Source organism: uncultured Aquimarina sp. (assembly GCF_947492405.1).
Taxonomy (GTDB): Bacteria; Bacteroidota; Bacteroidia; order Flavobacteriales; family Flavobacteriaceae; genus Aquimarina.
On record NZ_CANLMP010000008.1, the window covers coordinates 154,609 to 177,143 of the forward strand.

A 22,535-nucleotide genomic window follows, 5' to 3' on the forward strand; every position below is an offset into this window, starting at 1 on the left:
GAGAACGGAAAAGGAGTGCTTTAAAAAACACCCCTTTTTATAGTACAATTAGGTTCTAATTTTTAGTTTAAACTTAACTTGGTAGTAGCTGTTCCTTTTTCGTTTTGGATTTGTACTAAGTACAATCCTCTAGACAATTCTCCTATTTCGAAACTTGTTCCCGCTTGGAAATCACCTTCGAACTTTTTGGCTAATGCTCCTGTAATAGTATACACAGATACTTTTTGTACCGATTCATTAATACTAAAAGCTGTTTGTGCAGGATTAGGATATGCATCAAAACTAGCGCCGTTAATAACATCTTCGATGCCTAAAGTAACAGATTCTTGATTTCCGAATATCTTAAACTCACCTGGCTGTAATGTGATAAGAGCGTTTACATCTGTTACATCAATTGTTTCTCCAGTATCACTTAATAAATCATACCAAGTACCAGTTTCTTGAAATTCTGGATCAATATTTAACGGATCAACATCAAAATTACCAATGATAGTTACATGTTTAAGCTCATTTCCAGTTGCAGCATCATCGGTTAAATGAATTTTCTTACCTGCAGTTGATACGGATAAGGTAAAATTATCGGTTTTGAATATTTCATCATTTAACTTTAATCTAATTAACTTAGTATATAGATCATAGACATCTGTTCTGTCAGCAACATTTAGATAATCCCAACGAATAGGTTTAGGATTGGTTCTACAACTTTCATCAATAGTACTATCCTCGCATCGGTTGATGCTAAAACCATATCCTAATTCACCAAATTGCCAAATCATTTTTGGACCTGGAACTGTGAAATAAAATACACCGGCAAGCTCAACTCTATCTAAAGCAGTTGATAATTCTGTAACATCATATGCAGGGGCGCTGGTATCATTACCAAATTGAACATTTTTATACATCAATCGCTCTTCATCATGACTTTCCATATAAGAAATTGCAGAAGGACCGTCAAAACCTTTTACTTTATAAGATACTCCTGAAAAATTGGATTTACCACCATCATGGTAGCCCATTGTAGATTCATTGTAAGGATCGGTTTGTTTGTTCCAAAGTAATATACCTTTACCTTCATTAGCGCGGTAATCAGCCCATTCCTTTTCTTCGGTAATACGTCCTAAATGTTCAAAAATGACATAAAAATCTGGATTAACAGCCCATTGATAATCAGCATATTCTTTTAGAATATCAACTCTGTCTTGCTGAAAAGCATTCGTACAAGCATCATCAGAGGCTGTACAGTTTTGAGTAAATCCTTTGGTTAGGTCCCATCTAAAACCATCTAAGTTATATTCTTCAATCCAATACTCAACAGTTCTTTTTACATAATCTTGTGTAGCCTGTTTACTATGATCAAAATCATTAAACACACTAAAAGAATGCGTTGCAGTCTGGTTAAAGAAGGGGCTATCGGCACTTGCTTGCCCACCGTAACCTCCACCAGATGTATTCCACATTCTGTAATATGGGTTTTGCCCGGAAGCATGGTTATATACCACATCCAAGATTACTGCGATTCCTCTGGCGTGACATTCATCTACAAATTGTTTAAATGCTGTAGGAGTACCATAATATTTATCTAATGCCATATGGAAGGATGGGTTATACCCCCAACTATTGTTTCCATCAAATTCTGAAACTGGCATAAACTCGATAGCATTAATTCCTAGGTCTTGCAAATAATCAAGTCTTGCTTTAACCGCATCAAAAGAATGTAATGCATCAAAATCTCTGATTAATAATTCATAGATTACTAAATCAGTAACTTCAGGTCTCTGGAAATCGGTTGTTTGCCATACATATTCCGCTTCGCCTGTTTTAAACCAGGATACAGCATCATTTGTTTTCCCTGCCGGATAGCTTGGTAAATTTGGAAAAGTAGTAGCATCAATAAACCCATCATTAAATTCAGATAATATCAGTGTAGAGTAGGGGTCAGCAACAGAAATGGATGCGTCTACAACATATTGATATAAGATATCAGCATTATTTGGTAAGTTATCTAGTGTAATCCAGAATCGATCTTGAGTACTATCTTTATTTAACAAATAAGTATTGTCAAGAGTCCAGTCATTTCCGTTAAAATTTCCTTTTACGTGAACAAAGTTTTTTCCAGGCGCATACAGTACTAGCGTAGCAGAAGTACCGTCTAAATTTAATCCATCTTTCATTCCTGCAGGTACGGGCGCTTCATTGTTTACAGGAGTTGTAATCGCAGAGAATGTTTCGGATAAGGAATTAGAAGTTCCTGATTCTGTAGCTACAAGTTCGAAGTCTACACTTTCTGTAATCGTATAGTTGGTGGTGTAGTTCGTTATTCCGTTTTGTGTATCGACAGAAACACCATTAGCCAAAAGTTCGAAGTCTGCATTTAAGCTTGCAGTAGCAGTAATGGTTAAATCATTTCCACTATCAATGATGCTTACAGATTCTGTTGGTGCATCCAAAGCTAATTGAAAAATACCAACTTCGACTATATTGTCTTGAGTTTTATTATCTCCGGTACCATCCTGAGCTTTGGCTAACATTCCTATTCGATCAATGCCTGTAGCACCATAAAAAGTTGTTGGTGTTAAGGTGATAGAGTATGTTCCATTTCCGTTATCTGTAAAGATTTGTGGTTGTGCACTATTCGAAGAATCTGTCCAATCTCCATTATTAGGAGAATTAATGGCAGCGGTGGCCGTTGGACTGTCGAAGTACCAAGCCCATAAATATAAATCTGTGGTTCCCCAAATACTAAGATCTACTCCAGATACTGTAATAGTAATCTCATCATCTTCGTTAAAAGCAGGTGGAGTAATTGTGAAAGTGGCATTTTGCTGTTGCGCATTTGACATTATCAGTCCTAGAAAGAACACAAATACTAAAGTAAATTTTTTCATGACGTTATGTATTTAAAACAAAAAGGCTGTTATATCCAATAACAGCCTTTTCATATTTATTTTTGATTATTGTAACACTGCGGAATAAGAATATCCTCTTGGATTACTTAAATCAAGAGTAACCAAATACATACCATCAGCATCAACAGATAAGTTAGGTCCGTTAAAATCCATAGACCCATCATTTCCAGCATCTCCTCCTAAATTCAATGCCCAATCATCATTTGCTCTAAACTTAAATTCTCCTGCTGTCAAATTAATCATAATTGTCCATACTTGTGTTGTAGCATCATAGGTCAGATCGTGATCGTTTCCAGGAACACCTTCAGTTCCTCCAGCTGGCCATCCAAGTGGAGTAGCAGCACCGACAATAGCCCATTCTGCAGGTTCAACAGAATATGTAATGTTATCTGCATCAGTAAGGTCAGCTTTTACTAAATAGTATCCAGCTACAGAACCAGCAGGTAAACCACAATCTACTTCTCCTTCTTGAACTAAAATCTGAGTGTAAGATCCTCCACTAGCTCCAGCATCACCATAATCTCCATCAAAACTGGTAGTTGTAGGTAAGAATTTATAATTAGCGCCTGCATCATTAAAGAATACAAAACCTTCATATTGCGTGTCTTCTTCATCTCTAGCCATAATAGCTGGTGCATTTTCAGAAGCAGTCCAGTTAGGACCATATCCACTAGCTTCTAAGAAGCTTCCAACTACATATAATTTAGGGAACTCTACTTCCTCTACTACAGGTTCTGGAAGAGAAACAACAATAGATTGAACATCAGAAAGAATTTCTTCTCCTCCTTGAGATCCAACAGTAGCTCTTAGTCTTAGAAAAAGCTCTCCAGCATTATTAGGAATTGGTTCTCCATCAGCATCTAATACAGGATCTCCATTTTCATCTGTAGTAACCGTTTCTGGGTCATTATCTAATCCAGCAGAATTAGCGAACTCAATCAATCTAGACACAGTTATAGGTAGGTTGTTTTCTTGTGTACTCCCTAAATTCTGAACTGCATCAAAGGTTGAAGTAATAGAACCTTGTAACTCATAAGTAACTGGTGTGTCTACACCAAAATCAGGAGATTCCCAAACAAACCTTTCCGCAAGATTACCAGCGGTTTCATCGGTTAAAACATATTGAGAAGAAAATGTATTAATAAAACTAATTCCTTCTGGATCAGGTTGAGCAGTGAATACTAATTGATCATCGTCTGTACAAGCATTGAAACTGATTACAGTAACAAATGCTAATAATAATATTGATATTTTTTTCATTTTGTAACTATTTTACTTTATGATATTTTTTTAGAATATATTTATTAGTACCCTTCGTTTTGGGTAAGATTTGGATTTGCTGATAAACTCGTAGCAGGTATAGGATATAATTCTCTAAATGCTGGTATAGCAATTCCATTTGGTGAATTTCCTTTTAAAGACCAGTTATAAGCACCTCCACTATAAAGACCAAATCTTCTTAGATCTTGTCTTCGGTGAAGTTCCCAATATAGTTCTCTTGCTCTTTCATCAATGATGAAATCTAAGGTCATATCTCCTGAAGCAATATTTGGAGCATTTGCTCTACTTCTTAAATCATTAATATAACCTAATGCAGTTGCATCACTACCTCCACCACCTCTCAGGGTAGCTTCTGCGTACATAAGATATACGTCACCTAATCTAAACATAGGAAAATCTACATCCGAAAATTGAATATCTGATCCAGGTCCTCCGGTAGATGTAACGTTAGAGTATTTTTCTAAAACATATCCTTGGTCTCTGTCTTCTACATCTAGAATAGTTGCAGGTCTACGATCTGTAATGATAGTATTTCTTACATCATTAGTAAAATCATCACCGTCAAATTTACTAGCAAACTGAGGAGAGATTCTTATGGCTCCTCCCCATCCACCAGCAGCTACTCCTAGATTTGCACCATTTTGTTCAATACTTCCTACTGCACCATTAGTCATTACTGTAGTAGGACCAAAGTTTTGTACGAACTGTCCATCAGAAATAATTGAAAATATAATCTCGTTAGCAGCTTGATTTGCATCATTATCTCCTCTAAAAAGATTTTTATAATCATCTGCCAAAGTGTATCCTCCATCAATAATTCTCTCACAGTATGTAATACAATCACTGTAGCGATTGCTAGAAATATATACCTCAGCGTTTAAATACATTTTAGCAAGGATCATCCACGCTAAACCTTTATCAGCTCTTCCAGTTACATTTTGTCTTGTATCAACTAAGCTAGGTTCGATTTCAGTTAGTTCATCTTCTATAAATGTAAAAAGTTGGTTATTGTCATATTGTGGAGCTGCAAAATTACCAATAGGATCATTTTCTGTAATAAATGGTGCTTTTCCGAAAGTGTCTAGCATATGATAGTATGCAAGTGCTCTTAATAATCGAGCTTCAGCCCTAAAGGTAGCTATCTCTGTTCTTAATTCGCCACTTACTCCTCTTGCATCTAACTGAGCATCCGTAGTTTGACGAAGGTAATCATTTACTAACGCAACAGAGAACATAACTCTACTAAAGAATCCTCTTACAATGGTGTTTTGCGCTGACCATCTATGTATTTGGAGTTCATGAACATTTCCCGCTTCATCATTAATATATGACCAAACGATTTCATCGGTAGAAAACGTATTCAGGTTCATTAAACCACGTCCATATTGACTCGTACCTGCATCAACACCATCTAGGTTTGAAGATGTAGGTCCATTAGAACCAGTAAGTGTTAGGTTTCCATAAATACCAGCTAAAGCTTGCTGATAAGATGCTGGATCCGCATAAAATTCTTCAATTGAAGAAGAATCATCATCTAACAATGTCTGATTCAGATCATCTGTACAAGCATTCATAAAGATAACAGTTGCTATCAATACAAGATGCTTGAAATAATTTGTTTTAAAATTCATTTTCATAGCATTAAAATTTTACATTAGCACCCATTAGGAATGTTCGTGGTCTTGGATAGATTGTATTGTCAATTCCTCCAAATACTTCAGGATCCAGTCCACTGTATTCTGTAATTACAAATACATTTTGAACTCCTGTCCATAATCTAAAAGAAGAGGTTTCTCCTAAAAATTTATTGAAGGTATATCCTAAAGTTACGTTATCCATTCTTAAAAACGAAGCATTTTCTATAAATATGTCTGAGACAATGTTGTTCCCTGAAGTACTATTAAAGTTGTTATTTAATACCGAAGTTGGGATGTTACCTATCTGCGTACCATCAGCTAAGAGATTAAACTGACCTAATGATGAGTCTACATTATTATATAAATAATTACCTAGACTAGCTCTTAGATTGAACGAAAAGTCAAAACCTTTATAATTTAAATTCGATTGGAATCCCATGGTAACATCAGCAACCGGGTTTCTGTAAATATATCTATCTAGATTGTTGATTACATTATCTCCATTAAGGTCTACAAAAGCACCCTCGATAGGAGCACCATTAGCATCATATACTTGCTTGAATGCAAAAAATGAATTAGGAGCAAAACCTTCACGGTGTATTTGAGCAGTTCCTCCGGTTCCACCGCCAATACCACCTACTAGGATATCTGCACCGAGCGCTAGAGCTTCTATTTCTTGATCTAGGTAAGCAACATTATAGTTGATATTCCAAGAGAAATCTTTTTTGTCAATGATTGCTGCGTCTACAGAGAATTCAATCCCTTCTGTTATTAAATCTCCTACATTTTGTTCGATGGCATTCGTAAAGTTACTACCATCAGCAACAGGCGCATCTACTAAAAGATCGGTAGTTTCTTTTCTAAATACATCAAGAGATCCATTAATTCGTCCATTAAAAAGACCAAAATCAATCCCTGCATTGTAGGTTGTTGCAGTCTCCCAGGTTAAATTAGGATTTAGACCGGTGGGTACTGTAACTGTTACTAATTCACCATTAATAATATATTGCGATGTAGGTTGCCCATTTACTACACTTGATGCAAATGATAATTTGCTACCACCTATATCTTGCTGTCCTGTAACACCATATCCCAATCGTAGTTTAAGATTACTTAGAGTTTGGGAATCTGCTAAGAAGTTTTCATCAGAAATATTCCAGGCAAATGCTGCTGCCGGGAAATTACCCCATCTGTTTTCTTCGCTAAACCTTGATGTCCCATCTCTTCTATAAGATAGAGTAAACAAATACTTTTCATTAATAGAGAAATTTGCTCTCCCAAAAAAAGCAAGAAGAACTAGATTAGGATCTGTAGTAAAGTCAGGGATAGTACTTTCATTATCATCTCTTTGTTCATTGGTAGTAAATCTATCTACTTCAAATTTTTGATAAGAATAACCACCTGTTACATCTAAGCCAATGCTTCCTATATCCTTTTTATAATTTAAAAAACCATCAAAAAGTGTGTTTTTTCTATACTGTGTTTCATCAACTCTTGATCCTACAAACGTACCATCGTCTAATCGTATACTACTGATACTTTCTCTGGATAATTCATTGAATTCTTCACTATCTGTTTCGTCAAAACCAACATTAACAGTACCTGTTAGCTCTGGGAAAGAAGGCAAAGCATAGCTTACTTTGAAATTACCATAAATTCTCTGAACTTCACTACGGTTTTCTCTTTGTAATAACGCGGCAACTGGATTTCTTGTCCCATTAAGAGGAGTTATATTACCACTACCGTCATCAGTGAAGTATTCGTTGAAACCTCCAAAAGGAGATGTTGGATCATATATAGGTTGAGTTGGATTAAAACGTATAGCAGCGCCTTCCTGGCCACCTGCAAATCTGTTTTTCTCCCAAGACGCATTAGCGTTTAAGTTTATTTTTAAACTACCGTTAAGTAATGTAGGGTTTAGAACTAAAGAGGCTGAACTTCTTTCGAATTCACTAGTTAACCTTAAACCTGGTTGGTTTAAATGACCCAATGATAATCTAACAGGAAGAACATCAAATAATGATCCTCTAATGGATAGATTGTTGTCTGTAGAAACTACACTTTTATAAATTTCTTCTTGCCAATCAGTATTAGCATTACCTAATAACCCAATATCCTGAGGTCTTCTTTCTGCTATCAAAGCTCTATACTCATCTGCAGAAAAAACATCTATGGTTTTAGGTAAGGTAAATAAACCACTCTGAAAGTTATAATCTACTTTTAAACCCTTGCTACCTTTTATTGTTTCGATAATAATAACCCCCGCAGAAGCTCTATTTCCATAAATAGCAGTTGCAGATGCATCTTTTAATACTGTAAAAGATTTTATATTATTAGGGTTAATTGTTGATAGAATAGATCTTGCTCCTTTAGCATTTTCGTTACTTAAAGGGAGACCATCTACAACAATAAGTGGATCGTTAGAGGCATTTAATGAACCTCCACCTCGAATACGAATGTTGGAATTTCCTCCTGGATCTCCTGGTGTGTTGATTACTACACCAGCAACACGACCATTTAAAAGGTTTTCTGGAGTCACAATATTACCACTGTTAAAATCATCAGCAGTTACTGTACTTACAGAACCTGTTAAATCTTTCTTTCTGGCAGCACCATAACCAATGACTACTACCTGCTCTAGTTCTGCTGCATCTTCCTGTAACGCAACATCGATTCTTTCAGTTCCGGAATAAGTAAATTCCTGAGGAAGAAAGCCTACATAGGAAAATTCAATGACATCCCCATTGTTTACTCCGTTTAAAACGTAATTTCCATCAAAATCAGTAGAAGTTCCGTTTGTTGTTCCCTTTAGTATGATATTAACACCGGGGATCGGTTGACCATTTCCAGCATCAGTAACAGTACCACTGACCGATGACTGTGCAAAAAAGCTCATTGGTATCAACCACAATAAAAACAATGCGCTTTTAGTAAATGTTTTCATATAAATTTAAATTAGTTTTTAATTGTTTTTAGCCTTATATTTTCACTTTCTGAAAGCCAATGTATGTAAAATCTATGTTAAATTTGAGCTACGGTGTAGCCGTAACCTTACGAAAACGTTTGCGTGTGGATAACTTTTAAAATTATGTTAAAATTTTAAGGGTAATTGTGATCATATCGCATATTTTCGCAACAAATTTTAACTTTTAATAAAAATTCAAGGGAAATGAAGCAAAAAGTTACGTTAAAACAAATAGCAAAAGAACTAGATGTGTCTATCTCAACAGTGTCAAAAGCATTAAAAGATAGTGTAGAGATAAGTTTAGATACTCGACAAAAGGTAAAAGCTTTCGCTAAGTTGTATAATTATAAGCCTAACAACATTGCACTTAGCCTGAAAAACAGAAAAACCAAAACAATTGGAGTCATAATTCCTGAGATTGTTCATCATTTTTTTACTACGGTAATTGGAGGTGTTGAGAAGGTTGCCAATGAAAAAGGCTATAATGTAATTATATGTTCTTCAAACAATTCTTTTGATAAAGAAGTAATTAACCTGGAAATGCTAGCCAGCGGAAGCGCTGATGGTTTTATTCTATCCGTCGCAAAAGAAACACAACAAAAAAAGGATTATCATCATATAGAAGAAACAATGAGTCAAGGGATGCCAGTCGTACTTTTTGACAGGATAATTGACGAGCTTGTGTGTGATAAGGTGATTATTGATGATGGAAAAGGTGCTCAGACAGCCACTAATCACTTGTTATCTTTAGGATGTAAAAAGATAGCTATTCTTACAACTGTAGATTACATAAGTGTGGGTAAGCTTAGAACCAATGGGTATTTAAGAGCATTAAGAGCTTATGATATTACTGCTCGTGAAGACTATATTCTAAAAATAGAAGATATTGATAATTGCGAATCAGAAATTTCAGATTTCCTTGAAGATAAAGATGTGGATGCAATTTTTGCTGTTAATGAACTATTTGCAGTAACTGCAGCAAGAGTTCTAAATGAACAAGGTAAAAAAGTGCCTGATGATGTATCTATTGTAGGGTTTACAGATGGTATATTATCAAAGCATTTTATCCCTAGTTTAACAACAATCAGTCAGCACGGAGAAGAAATGGGTGTAAGAGCAGCAAAGCTTCTTATAGACAAGCTTGAAGGGGAAGAAGATATTCCCGAAGAATATAAAACGGTAATCATAGATACCAGCTTGATCCAAAGGCAATCCACAAAAAAATAACACACTAAAAACTATTTTATTTAAAATATTATAATATATTTGATCCCTATCAGAACTTATATTTTCACTTTCTACTAAAATAAGTTTTGATGAGTGTACGCGCTTATCAAGTAATAATCAAACATTTACTTAATGAACAAGCGTAAGCTAAGTTTCTGGGAAATATGGAACATGAGTTTCGGTTTCTTAGGAATACAAATGGGATTTGCTTTACAGAATGCAAATGCTAGTCGAATACTACAAATTTTTGGAGCGGATGTTCATGAATTATCATGGTTTTGGATTGTTGCTCCGTTAACAGGTTTAATAGTTCAGCCAATAATAGGATATTACAGTGATAAAACTTGGACTCGTTTAGGACGTAGAAGGCCATTTTTTCTTACGGGAGCTATTCTTGCATCTATTGGGCTTTTATTAATGCCTAATGCAGATATGTTTACTGCATTTTTACCATCGTTGTGGGTAGGAGCAGGAATGCTTATGATAATGGATGCTTCATTTAATGTTGCAATGGAACCATTTCGTGCCTTAGTTGCAGATAATTTACCTTCTGATCAGCGTACACTTGGTTTCAGTGTTCAGACTATTTTAATTGGAATAGGAGCTGTTATTGGTTCTTGGTTACCATATGTACTTGCGAATTGGTTTAATGTATCTAATGAAGCACAAGTAGGTGAAGTACCATTACATTTGCTGTTATCCTTTATTATCGGAGCTGTTGTTTTAGTTAGTAGTATCTTATTAACTGTATTTACAACAAAAGAGTATTCCCCTGAAGAACTTAGTCAATTTGATGAAGATCCTGAAGAAATTATAGAAGAAGAGAAGTCTTCGTTAATGAATATTTTTTCGGATTTTAGAAAGATGCCGTTAACTATGAAACAGTTAAGCGGTGTTCAATTCTTTTCTTGGTTTGGATTATTTGGTATGTGGGTTTTTTCTACACCAGCGATAGCACATCATGTATATGGATTGCCACTAGATGATCATAGTAGCGAAGCATATCAAAATGCAGGTGATTGGGTAGGTGTATTATTTGGAGTGTATAATGCTGTATCTGCTGTATTCGCATTCTTTCTCCCTTATATTGCTCTTAAAATAGGGAGAAAATTGACACATTCAGTTTCTTTAGTGATAGGTGGACTGGGACTTATATCAATTTACTTAGTGCCTAACGAAGATTGGTTAATGCTATCTATGGTAGGTATTGGAATTGCCTGGGCAAGTATTTTGGCAATGCCATATGCTATATTAGCAGGCTCAATACCAGCAAGGAAAATGGGAGTTTATATGGGAATATTTAATTTCTTCATCGTGCTTCCACAAATTATTAATGCCATTATTGGTGGACCTGTAGTAAAATATTTTTATGGAGGTAATCCTATTTACGCTTTAGTGATTAGTGGTATTTCATTTATAATCGCAGCCTTATTGGTTGTTAGAGTGAAAGATGTGGACGATAAGACTTTATTAAACAAAATTAACTAGTAGAGAATGACAAAAAAAGCATTCATATTTGATCTAGATGGTGTCATAGTAGACACAGCTAAATACCATTTTTTAGCATGGCAAAATTTAGCCAACGGTCTTGGTATATCTTTTTCTGAGGAACAAAACGAACAACTAAAAGGAGTTAGCCGAATACGATCTTTAGAAAAAATTTTAGAATGGGGAAATAAAACCATTTCAGAAGAAGAATTTACAACCTTAATGGCCAAAAAGAATGAAGAATATCTAAATTATATTGAGACCATGGATACATCCGAAATTCTTCCGGACGTACCTAGAGTTTTAGAATATCTTTTAACCAAAGATCAAGCTGTAGCACTGGGTTCTGCCAGTAAGAATGCAAGGATTATTTTGGATAAGGTATTATTAAAAGAGAAATTTCATGCTATTGTAGATGGTACGGATGTGTCAAAAGCAAAACCGGATCCCGAAGTATTTTTAATTGGAGCGCAAAAACTGGGGGTAGCTCCTAAAGATTGTGTCGTTTTTGAAGATTCAGTAGCAGGAATTCAAGCTGCTAATATTGCCAATATGATAAGTATTGGTATTGGAGATGCAAATGTTTTACATGAAGCGGATTACATATTTAATAATTTTACAGAAATTACAGAAGAGTTTATTAACCAATTAGTTATAACCGAAAAAGTTTGAGAATAATAAGGAGTCGCCTGAGTAAATACAATGTTTGATACTTAGGCAAGTCTCCTTAGCAACTAAAAATAAAAAAGAGAACCGATGAATCAGGATTATATTAAACCAGATAACTGGTCTATAATTGAAGAAGGATTTGATGTAGAAAGAGTTAAGTCCTCAGAAAGTCTTTTTAGTATAGGTAACGGTGCGATGGGGCAGCGTGCAAATTTTGAAGAGACATATACAGGCCCTACTTTTCAGGGAAGTTATATTGCAGGAGTATATTATCCTGATAAAACCAGAGTAGGTTGGTGGAAAAATGGGTATCCAGAGTATTTTGCCAAAGTACTTAATGCTCCAAATTGGATCGGGATTAATGTAGAGATCAATGGAGAAAAATTAAACTTGCATAAATGCAAAACAATATCAGGTTTTCGTAGAGAACTTAATATGAAAGAAGGTTGGTATCAGCGTTCGTTTAATGCAATTTTGCAAAATAATACCGAAATTACAGTTAAATCAACAAGGTTTTTAAGCTTAGATTTAGATGAAGTTGGTGCTATTAAGTATGAAGTAACTCCAGTAAATAAAGATGCAGTAGTTAAGTTTATACCATATTTAGATTCTGGAATTACTAATGAGGATACTAACTGGGATGACAAATTCTGGGATACATACGAAGTGTCACATAAAGGTAATTCAGCATACATATCGTCTAAAACGATGAAGACAGAATTTCATGTATGTACAGGAATGCTCAATCAATTATATCTTGACGAAAAATTACAAGATGTTTACCCAACGGTTGAAACGAACAAAACCTATGCAGGTCTTAGTTATGAAGTAGATGTAGCAAAAGGAAGAACCGCTGCAATTCATAAATTTGGTGGATATACCGTTTCATTAAATCATAAGCAAGAAGATATAGCATCTGCGAGTGCAGCCGTATTAAAACAAGCGTCTGAATCTGGTTTTGAAGCATTATTAGATCTTCAAAAGAAGGCTTGGTCCAAAATTTGGGAAATGGCAGATATAGCTATTGATGGAGATGTAAAGGCACAACAAGGTATTCGTTTTAATATTTTTCAGCTAAATCAGACGTATTTAGGTAAAGACGCCAGATTAAATATTGGTCCAAAAGGATTTACAGGAGAGAAATATGGAGGAAGCACTTATTGGGATACAGAAGCATATTGTATTCCTTTTTATATGGCTACCAAAAATCAAAATGTAGCGAGAAGTTTATTACAATATCGCTATAACCACCTAGAGAAAGCTATAGAGAATGCTGAAAAACTAGGTTTTACTAATGGAGCAGCATTGTATCCAATGGTAACTATGAATGGAGAAGAGTGTCATAATGAATGGGAGATTACGTTCGAAGAAATTCACCGAAACGGTGCGATGACATTTGCTATCTATAATTATCTACGCTATACTAATGATTATAGCTATATCCCGGAGATGGGATTGGAAGTGATGATCGCCATTGCTCGTTTTTGGCATCAAAGAGCAACATTTTCTACAGACAAAGAAAAGTACGTTATTTTAGGTGTTACTGGACCTAATGAATATGAAAACAATATCAATAATAACTGGTATACTAATTATTTAGCAAAATGGTGTATAGAATATTGTGTTGAAAATATTGAAAAAGTTAGGTCAGAGTATAAAGCGGATTATGATAGAATTATAGAGAAGACTAAACTAGATCAAAAAGAAATTAATGCAATGCTTGAGGTTGCAGAAAAGATGTATTTCCCTTACTCAGAAAAACATCAGGTCTATCTTCAGCAAGATGGTTTCTTGGATAAAGAATTAATTACAGTAGATAAATTAGACCAATCTCAACGCCCTATTAATCAGAAATGGAGCTGGGATAGAATCTTAAGGTCTCCTTATATTAAGCAAGCTGATACCTTACAAGGTTTCTATATGTTTGAAGATCAATTTACCAGAGAGGAATTAGAACGTCATTTTGATTTTTATGAACCATTTACAGTTCATGAATCATCTCTTTCTCCTTGCGTTCATAGTATCCAGGCGGCTACATTAGATAGAATGGATCAAGCATATACTTTTTATCTACGAACATCAAGATTAGATCTTGATGATTATAATAAAGAAGTAGAAGAAGGTCTTCATATTACTAGTATGGCTGGAACTTGGATGAGTATTGTAGAAGGTTTTGGAGGTTTGAGAGTTAAGAACAATGCATTGTCTTTTACTCCTAAAATCCCTAAAGAATGGAAAGGATATACATTCAATGTAAACTTTAGAAATAGTATATTAAAAGTGAACGTTTCCCAGGATGGAACTACCTTTAACTTAGAAGGAGAACACGAGTTATTGATATATGTAGATGGTAAAGAATTTACGATCTCACCCAATAGTTTAATGACCGTTTAATTCATTTTACAAATGGAACACTTAAACACCCCAAAAGCAACAGTTTTTGGGGTGTTTAATTCAATAGAGATTATACAAATCAAAATTAGATCTATGAAGAGTATGTTAACATTGCTTTTTGGGTTATTCATTTCGCTAACCTATGGGCAGATAGATAAAATAGAACCTCCATTTTGGTGGGCTGACATGCAATCTAATCAATTGCAATTGATGTGTTATGGTAAAGAAATAGCCAAGTACGATATATCAATAGATAGTATAGTAATTAGTGATGTTACTAAGACAGAGAATCCTAATTATGTTTTTGTTACTATTAATACTAAAGATATTAAGCCTGGAAAAGTGGTTATTAACTTTAAAGAAAAAGATAATGTGGCCTTTTCACAAGTATATGAGTTTAAAGCTAGAAGAGAAGGTTCTGCCGATAGAAAAGGATTTGATAGTAGCGATGTCATGTATTTAATTATGCCAGATCGTTTCGCTAATGGAGATACAACTAATGATTCTCATAAAGATACCGAAGAAAAAGCTAATCGATCTAATCCTGGAGGACGTCACGGAGGCGATATTCAAGGTGTAATTGATCATTTAGATTATCTGAATGATTTAGGAGCAACGGCACTTTGGAGCACACCATTGTTAGAAGATAACGAACCGATATATTCTTATCATACGTATGCACAAAGCGATCTTTACAAGATAGATCCTAGATATGGTACCAATGAGGATTATAAAAGATTAGCTTCAGAGATGCATAAATTAGATATGAAACTAATTATGGATTATGTAACTAATCACTGGGGATCTAAACACTGGATGATTAAAGATTTACCAACAAAAGACTGGATACATCAGTGGCCAGAAGGATTCAGAAGAAGTAACTACCGTATGACAACACAATTCGATACGAATGCTTCAGCTATAGATGCTAAAGGATGTATGAATGGATGGTTTGATACAACAATGCCCGATATGAACCAAAGTAATCCTTTACTCCTTAATTATATTACGCAGAATGCAATTTGGTGGATAGAATACGCGGATCTTGATGGTTTTAGAGTGGATACATACTCATACAATGATAAAGAAGGAATTGCTAAATGGACAAAAGCCATTATGGATGAATATCCAAATTTTAACATTGTAGGAGAGGTTTGGATGCATGACCAAGCGCAAATGGCGTACTGGCAAAAAGACAGCAAAATTGGGGCTATCGACAATTACAACTCACATTTACCTTCAGTAATGGATTTTACGTTACATGATGCAGTAATGGTAATGTTCAATGAAGAAGGTAGCTCTTGGGATAAAGGAATGATTAGAGCTTATGATAATTTCACAAATGACTTCTTGTATCCAGATATCGATAATATATTGCTGTTTGCAGGTAATCATGATACTAATAGGATTAATGAGATTTACCAAAGTGATATCAGTAAATATAAAATGGCAATGACTTTAATATTTACTACGAGAGGGATTCCACAGATCTATTATGGAGATGAAATAGGAATGTTAGGAAATCGTGATAAAAAAGGCGATGGAGATATTCGTAGAGATTTTCCTGGAGGCTGGCCAGATGATAAGAGAAGTGCTTTTGTAGCAGAAGGAGTTTCAGATAACATTGGCGGAAGAACCAAAGATGAAGAAGCATTCCATGGATTTACTAAAAAAGTACTGAACTGGAGGAAGAAAAGTGATGCTATTCATAATGGAAAACTATTGCAGTATATACCATTTAATAATGTATATGTGTATTTCAGATATACAGAAAAAGAAAGTGTAATGGTTATTATTAATAATAATTCAGAAGATCAAAATATTGATATTAATCGTTTTAAAGAAGGATTAAAGGATTTTAAAGTAGGAAAAGATATCATTACGGATAGTACAATTGATGTTACTGAAAATATGATAGTTCCTGCCAGAACATCAATGATCATTTCCTTAAAATAAACTAAAAAACTAAATTATAAAATAATGAAAAAAGTAATTTTCTGTCTTGCTTTAGCAGGTGTTGTATTTTCCTGCGGAAAGACAAAAAAAGAAGAAACGGTTGCTAAAGTAGAAACTGTTATTGAAGAAATTAGTAAAGAACTATCTCCAGTAGATGAAGCTATGATGGAGAATGCTGTGATTTACGAAGCAAATATTCGTCAATATTCTGAAGAAGGATCTTTTAAAGCGTTTACTAAAGATATTCCTACATTGAAGAGTTTGGGAGTAAAAGTTCTTTGGGTAATGCCGATATATCCAATATCTACCACTAAAAGTAAAGGGTCTTTAGGGAGCTATTATGCAATTTCAGATTATACCAAAGTAAATCCAGAATTTGGAACTATAGAAGATTTCAGAGAATTAGTAAAAACGGCTCACGAAAATGGAATTTATGTAGTATTAGATTGGGTTGCAAATCATACTGGATGGGATCACGTTTGGTTAAAAGAACATCCAGAATTTTACACCAAAGATGATAAAGGAGAAATCACACATACCGTAGGAACTGATTGGACGGATGTAGCGGATCTTAATTATGATAACAAAGAAATGAGAGCAGAAATGCTTAAAGCAATGAAGTACTGGGTACAAGAAGAAGGAATAGATGGATTCCGTTGTGATGTAGCAGGAATGGTGCCAGTTGATTTTTGGGATAACACAGTTACAGAGCTTAAAAAAATTAAACCTGTGTTTATGCTGGCAGAAGGCTGGGAACCAGAATTAATGGAAAATGCTTTTGATATGGGATATGGATGGGATACACATCACGTTATGAATCATATTGCAAAAGGAGAAAATACCGTAGCAGCTTGGGATAAAAGAATGGTTCAGGTAGATTCTATGTATGCAGATGATGATATCTTAATGAATTTTACTTCTAATCATGACGAAAATTCTTGGAATGGAACTGTTCAAGAAAGAATGGGGGATTCTAAAGAGATGTTTGCGGCATTATCTTATGTTGCTCCAGGAATGCCATTGATTTATTCTGGACAAGAATATGATATGAATAAGCGTTTACTTTTCTTCGAGAAAGATACTATTATCAAAAAGAAAGGAGTGTTCTTTCCATTATATGAGAAACTCGGAAAACTTAAAAATGAGAATCCTGCCCTACACGGTGGTAAGAATGCTGCGTCTTATAGTCGTATTAAAACCTCGGTAGATGATAAAGTTTTGGTGTTCAAAAGAGAAAAAGAAGGTAATAAGGTTGTTTTTGTTGCTAATATGACGAAAGAGCCAGTAAAGTTTACATCAGATTACGAAGGAAAGTTTAAAGACTACCTTTCCGGAGAATATATTGACGGTGTTAAAGGAACAGAATACGAGTTAAATGCTTGGCAGTATTTGATTTTGATTCAACAATAATAATAGATCATTTATATGATATATTTTAAAGAGGTCACTTGTTAAAGTGGCCTCTTTATTTTTAAATTTTATAACAAACGATTTGCTGTTAAAATTTGATAATTCTCTTAATAGTTTGTTTCTCTTTAGTTTGTATATTGATTATATAAACACCTGATTCTAATCCTGATAAATTAAAAGTGTTTTTGGTTGTCTCAAGTACTTTTTTACCGTTATAATCAAAAACTGTTACTTTATCTGTAGGGATGCTTATATATACATTGCCCTTTGTGGGATTTGGATATATGGTGAATGTATCATTGTCAAATTCATTTGTACTAAGTAATTCATCATAAATAATATTAAATTCTAATGCAGGTAAATTTCCATCACCAGATACAGTAGTAGCAATATTTGCATCAATATTTAGAGTAATTACTCCTGTTGCGGTAGGAATAACTTCAACAGTATACATAGCGTCTGAACCAGAAAAATTAGTTAGTGATCCATTTGTAATAATGATATCATTTATATCAAAATTTAGAACACTTTCAGAAAATGTTATAGTTATAGGAATAGGATTAGCATCTGTAGGAGAACTTTCTGTAGAAGTAATGATTACAGTTGGTTCATCATTAGCGCTTGTAATTGTTATAGTAAACGTTTGATCTGCCGAAGTATCAATTCCTCCATTAGTAGTTCCACCATCATCTGATAGATTAACTGTAACTGTAGTTACACCAGTTGCATTTGCAGCAGGTGTATAGGTTAGATTTCCAGTAGCTTCATCAATAGAAGGTTGACTACTGAATAGCACATTATTATCATTGGTTACATTAAAAGTAAGAGTTTGTGTATTTCCATCACCATCATCAATGCTTGATGCAAATCCATTTACTGTTTGCGCTCCTGCATCTTCTAGTATAGTTTGATCCGGACTGACAGGTATAGAAAAACTAGGAACATCATTTACTTCATTTATAGTAATGGTAAAGGTTTGATCTGTCGAAGTATCAATTCCTCCATTAGCAGTTCCACCATCATCTGATAGATTTACGGTAATCGTTGTACTTCCCGATGCATTTGCAGCAGGCGTATAGGTTAGATTTCCAGTAGCTTCATCAATAGAAGGTTGACTACTGAATAGCGCATTATCATCATTTGTTACATTAAAAGTAAGGATTTGTGTATTTCCATCACCATCATCAATGCTTGATGCAAATCCATTTACAGTTTGCGCTCCTGCATCTTCTAGTATAGTTTGATCCGGACTGACAGGTATAGAAAAACTCGGAGGATCATTTACTTCATTTATAGTAATGGTAAAGGTTTGATCTGCCGAAGTATCAATTCCTCCATTGGCAGTCCCTCCATCATCTGATAGATTAACTGTAACTGTAGTTACACCAGTTGCATTTGCAGCAGGCGTATAGGTTAGATTTCCAGTAGCTTCATCAATAGAAGGTTGACTACTGAATAGCGCATTATTATCATTTGTTAGATTAAAAGTAAGGGTTTGCGTATTTCCATCACCATCATCAATGCTTGATGCAAATCCATTTACTGTTTGCGCTCCTGCATCTTCTAGTACAGTTTGATCCGGACTGACAGGTATAGAAAAGCTCGGAACATCATTCACTTCATTTATAGTAATGGTAAACGTCTGATCTGCCGAAGTATCAATTCCTCCATTGGCAGTCCCCCCATCATCTGATAGATTAACTGTAACTGTAGTTACACCAGTTGCATTTGCAGCAGGCGTATAGGTTAGATTTCCAGTAGCTTCATCAATAGAAGGTTGACTACTGAATAGTACATTATTATCATTTGTTACATTAAAAGTAAGGGTTTGTGTATTTCCATCACCATCATCAATAGCGGATACAAATCCATTTACTGTTTGCGCTCCTGCATCTTCTAGTACAGTTTGATCCGGACTAACAGGTATAGAAAAGCTCGGAACATCATTCACTTCATTTATAGTAATGGTAAAGGTTTGATCTGCCGAAGTATCAATTCCTCCATTAGCAGTCCCTCCATCATCTGATAGATTAACTGTAACTGTAGTTACACCAGTTGCATTTGCAGCAGGCGTATAGGTTAGATTTCCAGTAGCTTCATCAATAGAAGGTTGACTACTGAATAGTGCATTATTATCATTTGCTACATTAAAAGTAAGGATTTGTGTATTTCCGTCACCATCATCAATGCTTGATGCAAATCCATTTACTGTTTGCGCTCCTGCATCTTCTAGTACAGTTTGATCCGGACTGACAGGTATAGAAAAACTCGGGGCTGAATTAGGTGGAGTAGTATCTATAGTGTAATTATCTGAATTTGCTGCAATTCCCATATTTCCAGCAGCATCGGTGTATCCCGTTCCTACACTAATTATGTTTGTCGCATCCTGTAAATTTTGGGTAGGAGTAAATACTCCCGTATATATTGTTGTATCAGCTGTAATTGTAAAGCCGCTTAAAGTTCCATTCTGTACAGTTACATCAGCCTCAGTAAATCCAACAGGTACTTCACTAAATGTAAAAGTGATGATAGAAGTTTCACCTACTGTAAGAGTAACATCAGAAAGAGTAATACTTACTGTTGGCGATATTAGATCTCCTAAAAAAGCATTTCCGGTAAAATTGCCAGTTACATCATCCGGATGAGTATAGTTTCCAAAACTCCAATTATTTGTTGAGTCATATATTTGAATTAAGCAATCACCGATCGAACTATTACAAGTAGTAGGTCCAGTATAAATACCTTGCTCAGGGATCAGTAATATCTGAGCACTTGATAATCCTGTATTAGTGCTGTTAAATGGAAAACTATTATCTCCATCAATTGCTGTAAGAAAAACACCAGGACTCGCTCTTGTTCCGGTTACCGCTACGATATCTTCTGCAGCGGCTAAATCAAATCCAGCATTGATTTCGTCAATAATACCTATGGACGCCATTTCCATATTTCCATCCGCATCGGTAATATTGATTACCGTTCCTGCATCGATGGTGCTACCAGTATTATTAGTCCAGATTAAATCTCCTTCATTTACAGGGCTTGAAAATTGAGTTCCATCCCATTCTTCATCTATAAATGTTATGGTAGTTCCATCAATAGCATCATCTAATAGAATAAAAGAAAATCCATCTTCTTGATCTGCACCTCCATTATCTGTATGAAAAGCAACAAAAGCAATATCACCTGGAGCGTCTATTAAATTATTTTGATTTTGAGAAAAAGCCTTGAATGAAATAAAAATTACCATTAACAAAGCTATGGTGAGGGTCTTTTTTTTCATATCAGTAATAAAATTAATTTGGGTGAATCTATGACTATTTTGTGCCCATAAAGATACTAAATATGAATGAGGCTTATGTTTATATGAAAGTATCTTATTAATGTTATTTAGATTATCTAGGTTTTGAGAATACCAAAATCAGTAATAAACTATTTTGTGATAATACTTTTTTCTTAACTTATTTCATGAAAATGTGTTAAAACCATACATTTTTTGTCAGTAATTACTGAATTTATTAACCGAAAACGTTTTAGATTTTGGGTAAATTAGGTTATTGTGGTCAATAACGATAGATTTGACTTCAATGACAAAAAAAGTTAAAAATATCGCGGTACTTACCTCAGGAGGAGATGCTCCTGGAATGAACGCTGCTATCAGAGCAGTAGTTCGTGCATGTAGTTATTTTGAAATAGATTGTTTTGGTGTGTATAAAGGTTACGAGGGTCTTATACATAATGAAATGGAAAAGCTTAATGCACGTTCGGTAAGAAATATCATAAATAAAGGAGGAACTTTTCTTAAGTCCGCTCGTTCTAAAGATTTTCGCACGGAGGAAGGAAGGAAGAAAGCTTATGATAATTTAGTAAAGAATAATATAGATGCGCTTATTGTAATTGGAGGAGATGGTAGTTTTACTGGAGCATTAAAACTTTCCGAAGAATTTAACTTTCCAGTAGTAGGAATTCCAGGTACTATTGATAATGATATTAACGGTACCGATTATACAATAGGTTATGATACTGCATTGAACACGGTAGTAGAAGCTATAGATAAGATAAGAGATACTGCAAGTTCTCACAATCGCTTATTTCTTATAGAAGTAATGGGAAGAGACGCAGGAGATATTGCTTTAAATGCAGGAATTGGGGCAGGAGCAGAAGAAATCTTGATACCTGAAGAAGATATGGGGGTTGATAGACTTATAGAATCCCTTAAAAAGAGTAAGAAGACAGGAAAAACTTCTAGTATTATTGTCGTTGCAGAAGGAGATAAATCCGGTAAGAATATTTTCGAATTAGGAGAATATGTAGAAGAGAACTTAGAAGATTATGAAGTTAGAGTGTCCGTATTAGGTCATATACAAAGAGGAGGAGCTCCAAGCTGTTATGATAGAGTATTGGCTAGTAAATTAGGTGTTGGAGCTGTAGAAACTTTACTCGAAGGAAAAAGTGAAGTAATGATCGGAATTGTTCATAAAACTGTGACCATAGTACCCCTTACTACTGCCTTAGAGAAAAGAACCCACAAACACGATCGATTAATTAAAGTTGCTGATATTACTTCAGTGTAAATATAACCACGTTTTTTAAATCAAAAACAAC

The 22,535-nt window shown here is 34.7% G+C and carries 12 protein-coding genes; 7 read left to right on the top strand and 5 right to left on the bottom strand.

Annotation, left to right across the window (positions count from 1 at the left end; all coding sequences use genetic code 11):
• Positions 1-62 precede the first annotated feature (62 nt).
• The 4 genes from Q0829_RS23945 to Q0829_RS23960 all read right to left on the bottom strand — a co-directional run bounded on the left by Q0829_RS23945 (position 63) and on the right by Q0829_RS23960 (position 8,768).
• Positions 63-2,885 (bottom strand): alpha-amylase family glycosyl hydrolase, encoded by a 2,823-nt coding sequence (locus tag Q0829_RS23945; protein ID WP_298547723.1) that lies wholly within the window; start codon positions 2,883-2,885, stop codon positions 63-65.
• 66 nt (positions 2,886-2,951) lie between these two features.
• A complete protein-coding gene (locus Q0829_RS23950; protein ID WP_298547725.1) occupies positions 2,952-4,166 on the bottom strand; it encodes a SusE domain-containing protein in 1,215 nt (404 codons plus the stop codon).
• Between the two features lie 44 nt (positions 4,167-4,210).
• A complete protein-coding gene (locus Q0829_RS23955; RefSeq protein WP_298547727.1) occupies positions 4,211-5,824 on the bottom strand; it encodes a RagB/SusD family nutrient uptake outer membrane protein in 1,614 nt (537 codons plus the stop codon).
• A gap of 4 nt (positions 5,825-5,828) precedes the next feature.
• Positions 5,829-8,768, bottom strand: coding sequence for a SusC/RagA family TonB-linked outer membrane protein (locus tag Q0829_RS23960; protein ID WP_298547728.1), 2,940 nt, complete (start codon positions 8,766-8,768; stop codon positions 5,829-5,831).
• Between the two features lie 225 nt (positions 8,769-8,993).
• On the opposite strand from Q0829_RS23960, the gene Q0829_RS23965 reads away from it, so the two are divergent.
• From Q0829_RS23965 to Q0829_RS23990, 6 genes are all read left to right on the top strand, one after another.
• Positions 8,994-10,016, top strand: a complete 1,023-nt coding sequence (locus Q0829_RS23965) for a LacI family DNA-binding transcriptional regulator (protein ID WP_298547729.1) — start codon at positions 8,994-8,996, stop codon at positions 10,014-10,016.
• A gap of 132 nt (positions 10,017-10,148) precedes the next feature.
• Positions 10,149-11,504, top strand: coding sequence for an MFS transporter (locus Q0829_RS23970; protein WP_298547731.1), 1,356 nt, complete (start codon positions 10,149-10,151; stop codon positions 11,502-11,504).
• Positions 11,505-11,510: 6 nt separating this feature from the next.
• A complete protein-coding gene (gene pgmB, locus Q0829_RS23975; protein ID WP_298547732.1) occupies positions 11,511-12,176 on the top strand; it encodes a beta-phosphoglucomutase in 666 nt (221 codons plus the stop codon).
• Positions 12,177-12,260: 84 nt separating this feature from the next.
• Positions 12,261-14,567, top strand: a complete 2,307-nt coding sequence (locus Q0829_RS23980) for a glycoside hydrolase family 65 protein (protein WP_298547733.1) — start codon at positions 12,261-12,263, stop codon at positions 14,565-14,567.
• Positions 14,568-14,660: 93 nt separating this feature from the next.
• Positions 14,661-16,523, top strand: coding sequence for a glycoside hydrolase family 13 protein (locus Q0829_RS23985; RefSeq protein WP_298547735.1), 1,863 nt, complete (start codon positions 14,661-14,663; stop codon positions 16,521-16,523).
• A gap of 24 nt (positions 16,524-16,547) precedes the next feature.
• Positions 16,548-17,933: an alpha-amylase family glycosyl hydrolase gene (locus Q0829_RS23990; protein WP_298547736.1), complete on the top strand. Its 1,386-nt coding sequence runs from the start codon at positions 16,548-16,550 to the stop codon at positions 17,931-17,933.
• A gap of 88 nt (positions 17,934-18,021) precedes the next feature.
• Here Q0829_RS23990 and Q0829_RS23995 read toward each other — a convergent pair whose 3' ends face one another.
• Positions 18,022-21,213 (bottom strand): Ig-like domain-containing protein, encoded by a 3,192-nt coding sequence (locus tag Q0829_RS23995; RefSeq protein ID WP_298547738.1) that lies wholly within the window; start codon positions 21,211-21,213, stop codon positions 18,022-18,024.
• 304 nt (positions 21,214-21,517) lie between these two features.
• Here Q0829_RS23995 and pfkA point away from each other — a divergent pair, with 304 nt between their 5' ends.
• Entirely contained in the window at positions 21,518-22,504 is a 987-nt protein-coding gene (pfkA, locus tag Q0829_RS24000; protein ID WP_298547741.1) for a 6-phosphofructokinase, read from the top strand.
• The last annotated feature ends 31 nt before the right edge of the window (positions 22,505-22,535 follow it).

Bases quoted from the DNA above. Each gene is read 5' to 3' on its own strand.
- pgmB (WP_298547732.1), top strand. From the start codon at position 11,511: ATGACAAAAAAAGCATTCATATTTGATCTAGATGGTGTCATAGTAGAC.
- Q0829_RS23995 (WP_298547738.1), bottom strand. From the start codon at position 21,213: ATGAAAAAAAAGACCCTCACCATAGCTTTGTTAATGGTAATTTTTATT.
- Q0829_RS23945 (WP_298547723.1), bottom strand. From the start codon at position 2,885: ATGAAAAAATTTACTTTAGTATTTGTGTTCTTTCTAGGACTGATAATG.
- Q0829_RS23980 (WP_298547733.1), top strand. From the start codon at position 12,261: ATGAATCAGGATTATATTAAACCAGATAACTGGTCTATAATTGAAGAA.
- Q0829_RS23990 (WP_298547736.1), top strand. From the start codon at position 16,548: ATGAAAAAAGTAATTTTCTGTCTTGCTTTAGCAGGTGTTGTATTTTCC.
- Q0829_RS23955 (WP_298547727.1), bottom strand. From the start codon at position 5,824: ATGAAAATGAATTTTAAAACAAATTATTTCAAGCATCTTGTATTGATA.
- Q0829_RS23970 (WP_298547731.1), top strand. From the start codon at position 10,149: ATGAACAAGCGTAAGCTAAGTTTCTGGGAAATATGGAACATGAGTTTC.
- Q0829_RS23965 (WP_298547729.1), top strand. From the start codon at position 8,994: ATGAAGCAAAAAGTTACGTTAAAACAAATAGCAAAAGAACTAGATGTG.
- Q0829_RS23985 (WP_298547735.1), top strand. From the start codon at position 14,661: ATGAAGAGTATGTTAACATTGCTTTTTGGGTTATTCATTTCGCTAACC.
- Q0829_RS23950 (WP_298547725.1), bottom strand. From the start codon at position 4,166: ATGAAAAAAATATCAATATTATTATTAGCATTTGTTACTGTAATCAGT.
- Q0829_RS23960 (WP_298547728.1), bottom strand. From the start codon at position 8,768: ATGAAAACATTTACTAAAAGCGCATTGTTTTTATTGTGGTTGATACCA.
- pfkA (WP_298547741.1), top strand. From the start codon at position 21,518: ATGACAAAAAAAGTTAAAAATATCGCGGTACTTACCTCAGGAGGAGAT.